The organism is Sphingobacterium sp. IITKGP-BTPF85, from assembly GCF_001006065.1.
Taxonomy (GTDB): domain Bacteria; phylum Bacteroidota; class Bacteroidia; order Sphingobacteriales; family Sphingobacteriaceae; genus Sphingobacterium; species Sphingobacterium anhuiense.
The window spans coordinates 1-3,755 of record NZ_ASZT02000242.1; the positions used below are offsets into that span (position 1 = coordinate 1).

At 34.3% G+C, this 3,755-nt stretch carries 4 protein-coding genes; 1 reads left to right on the forward strand and 3 read right to left on the reverse strand.

Annotation, left to right across the window (positions count from 1 at the left end):
• The first annotated feature begins 508 nt into the window (after positions 1–508).
• Complete coding sequence (locus L950_RS24510) at positions 509–937, forward strand: GNAT family N-acetyltransferase (RefSeq protein ID WP_021190630.1); 429 nt, start codon at positions 509–511, stop codon at positions 935–937.
• Positions 938–977: 40 nt separating this feature from the next.
• Here the strand turns inward: L950_RS24510 and L950_RS24515 are convergent, their stop codons facing one another.
• The 3 genes from L950_RS24515 to L950_RS24525 all read right to left on the reverse strand — a co-directional run bounded on the left by L950_RS24515 (position 978) and on the right by L950_RS24525 (position 3,492).
• Positions 978–1,268 carry a hypothetical protein gene (locus L950_RS24515; RefSeq protein ID WP_021190631.1) on the reverse strand — a complete coding sequence of 97 codons (291 nt, stop codon included), beginning with the start codon at positions 1,266–1,268 and terminating at the stop codon, positions 978–980.
• A gap of 461 nt (positions 1,269–1,729) precedes the next feature.
• The gene (locus L950_RS24520) at positions 1,730–2,302 is read right to left on the reverse strand and encodes a hypothetical protein (protein ID WP_156169857.1); all 573 of its coding nucleotides are present in this window, start codon (positions 2,300–2,302) and stop codon (positions 1,730–1,732) included.
• A 44-nt stretch (positions 2,303–2,346) separates the two neighbouring features.
• Positions 2,347–3,492 carry a hypothetical protein gene (locus L950_RS24525; RefSeq protein ID WP_021190633.1) on the reverse strand — a complete coding sequence of 382 codons (1,146 nt, stop codon included), beginning with the start codon at positions 3,490–3,492 and terminating at the stop codon, positions 2,347–2,349.
• Between the last annotated feature and the right edge of the window lie 263 nt (positions 3,493–3,755).

Below are 3,755 nucleotides of genomic sequence, written 5' to 3' on the forward strand. Positions count from 1 at the left end.
AATGTTGTATAACATCATCCACACTATTATCGGACTTCAGGATATTATATCCCTTATGCTTTAAGTCCTTCAAGATCTCGATTGTCAATGGTACATTCATCGCAATTAATATTTATCATTTTTGCCTTCTTCCAACAGAGGTGACATTGCGATCTTAAGTCTCTTTACTATAAAGTGAACTTACAGAACCCTACCCTGCTTTAATTTAATATTGAACAGGATGAACACGAAAGAATGTTGAGCAACCGGTTATCTTGTATCGTGTCCATCCTTATTCAATATCCAAAGATAAATAATAAAACTAAATATATTAGCTTTTGCTTGCTATATTTTTTAGTTTTATTACGGTTTATTTTTTTCGCCTTGAATACCAATGATTTATTATATTTAAACAATTACTATATGATAATAAAAAATAAAGATTTTAAAAATTCAAAATAATCATGCTTACTATTTATACTGCAAATTCAAGTGATTATCCTATTATCCAAAAGATCGCTCATGAAACTTGGCCAGATACTTCGGCCTTATTTTATCAGAGGAACAGATCAATTATATGCTTGATATGATGTACAGCACAAATGCATTATCTGAACAGACCACAAATAAGAGCCATCAGTTTCTAATCGTAAAAGATGAAATAAAGCATTTGGGCTATGCTTCTTACGAATTGAATTATAAAGGTTTATCGAAAACAAAAATTCATAAAATCTACATTCTTCCTGCATCACAGGGAAAGGGTGTCGGAAAATTACTCATCAAAACAATTACAGATATTGCAATGAAAAACAAAAATCATAGTCTTTCTTTAAATGTGAATAGAGATAATTCTGCTATCGATTTTTATAAGGGTATAGGTTTTGAGAAAGTCGGCGAAGAGAATATTGATATTGGTGATGGTTTTATAATGGAGGATTATATTATGGAAAAAAATTAGTTTAAATTTAGGAGTCTATCGTAATCATATATACTAAAAATTAGTATTTAAATACTCTATCCTCCCCTCTTTCATTCATTGCTTTGAATAGCAAGGGTACAAATTCGGTCAATCGGGATGTGGCTATCAACTCGGCTGTTGCATTGTCCATTGTATAGGTACCGGTATGGCGGTCTATGATCAAGCTTGCTTTGACTTTGTTCTTAATAACAGATCCATCGATATCTCCATCTACTGATTCTACTTGTATATGTTTAATCTGATTGAGCAATACTGGTGCACCGATAGCGGTGACTATAAACGATCCGTGTTCCTTTGCCCGAGGGCTCATCAATATGGCACTGAAGCCTATAACGCATCTGCCAGATAACTACGTGCATTTTGCTTTAAAGACTCTACTACGCTCTTATAAAGCTCCTGAAGTTTGTTTTCATAATTGCGGGAGTGCCCAACGAAAAAACCTACGCATCCCGCTCCTATTTCACTCAAAGCTGTTCAATTTCGTCGATGGTAAGCTCGCTACCCTCAACAATTTGCCCTAAAGTTAATCACTTTATCATATATAATTTATCTTCACGGAATGACAGAGCCCTGAGGGGTTCCATATAAATAAACCCCAAGCCCTCGTAAAGCTAATTGAATTTACTGTCCCCTGCTTAAGCAACAGTAAGAATAGGCTCTTGCTGACAAAAACAATAAACTTCTTCAGCAAAATATTTGCCCTGAATCTCTATTACACAAGGAGGTATCATGAAAATTTGCCCAGCTATTAAAAAGCTGTATTCAAAATAATCAACAATTGAAGAGGTTTATAATATTCAATAGCATATTTTTACTTTGACACTCCTTGAGATGCTTAATGTGCTTATCAACTAAGTCAGTCTGCTGCAAAATTAGATTTCTTTCAAGCTTAACATGTTCCTCGACGGCTCCCATCTTTTTAGGAGAATTATTGTAAACAGTAATCAGCTCAAATCGCGGATCATGTTCCAATAAAAACAGTTGTTCATCCAGTTCGACATCATATGTGGCCAGAGCCAATAACCAAGCGCTCAGAAGATCTGAATCCTGTGCAAAGACATACTGTTTATCGTCAGAAAAATGTTTGATTTCGAGCATCAACATAGAGATTGGATCATTCGTGTCATAACTAAAATCCAGAATACGGATCACATCACTTTTTGTAATTTCGCCTGCATCGCTAATGGAGATTTCATCCAAGAACTTTCGCATAAGCCTCTGATAAAGTACAGTCAGCTCCTTCGGTTTTTCGATATTTTTTAGTCCTTTGTAATGGTCCAAAGGCCTATATCCAAATAGGTCTTGCACATGATCCATAAAAATTGCCTGACTTTCGTAGGACACCTCCAAATCAGGTAGATCAATAGTAAATTCGGGTTTAATTTTTTTTAGTAGTTCTTTAAAATGATTAAACCGAGTGGGTTCATATAGGGCTTTTCACTCCACTTGTTATATAGCTCTATCTGAAATTTTAAAGGCGGAACATCTTGGAAAGCAAATCGGCATGCTAAAATAATAACCTTTCCTATTATTTCTTTTTCCTGATTATTCCATTCATATTTATCAACCTGATGATCAATGAGGTCTGCCATCAAGAAAAATTTTGAAGCCTGCACGTTTAAGACATCATTCATTATTTCATAATAGCATTCTTTTACCTTTGCAAGGTGTTTCTGCTTTATACGAACAGCTTTTTTCCTTTGTATATAGGCTTGCTTTTTCAAATTAAAGTCGTCTAAAAGCATTTGTTTAGTGAAATACTTATACTGAGCAATAAAATGTTTCTGGTCTTCTGTAAATAACTCTTGTCGCGCCAATATACCTATAACATCTGATTCAAGATCTAAAAATTCATCATCCTTTTTTATATCACCTGGAGCAGGAGGATCAACGGTAATATCAATACCCATACTGCACAGCAGCAGACATTCTGCCAAATGCTTAAATCTTCTCTCACTGACGAAAGCTTGATGAAATTCATCATATATTTGATCGATCAATACATCTATATCCGCTCCTGCAACAGTAACAAAAAAATCTAGATCAGTGCGTTTACTGGTTGCGATCTCCATAGCCAGTTCCCGTAAAACCGGGTGCTTTTCCGCCAATTCTAAAATTACATGAGGTCTGAAAAACAGGTTAAAATGACTGAATAACCCTTGCTCAAATTCATACTTGACAGTTTCCATATTTTGCCAGAATATCTGGTTATTTTGCTCAAAGAGTAACATGCCTTTATCTTCCTGTACAAACTTAGTTTTTTGACTATTATATACCTGAAAATGAAAGGTTAGTACTGGATCCGAAGGAATTGAATAGAGGGTAATGGGCTTGTTAAGTTCGAACTTAAATGCGCGCATACTCACATCCTTGCTCAAAAAATTATGGCTTGTCAACTGTGCATCATCAAACACATGATCAACAGTGTGAAAAATAACATCTGTACTAGTTTCATACATATGAAGACTTAGCTTATCCTGAGGAACGACTGGCTTGTCATTTAGGAATACTTTCAGTAAAGATTTTTCGCTCATATCTAATTAATTAAATGAATTTTATAAAATTTGAAAATTCGCTTTTTCTTACAACGTTGCTTGCTAACTAATTACGATTTAACTGTACAGCTTTTGGTGTACGATTAAAAAATATAGGTTAGCTTGCATGTTCACTCTGAACTTAAAAATAAAATCGGAAGAGTGAGGTAAGAAGTTATTTTTATAATATTTACTTTCATATGTGTTCCTAAATAAGTTTAGATTCGATTTCTGTGGTACAAGCATAGCTTTTTTCATCATTT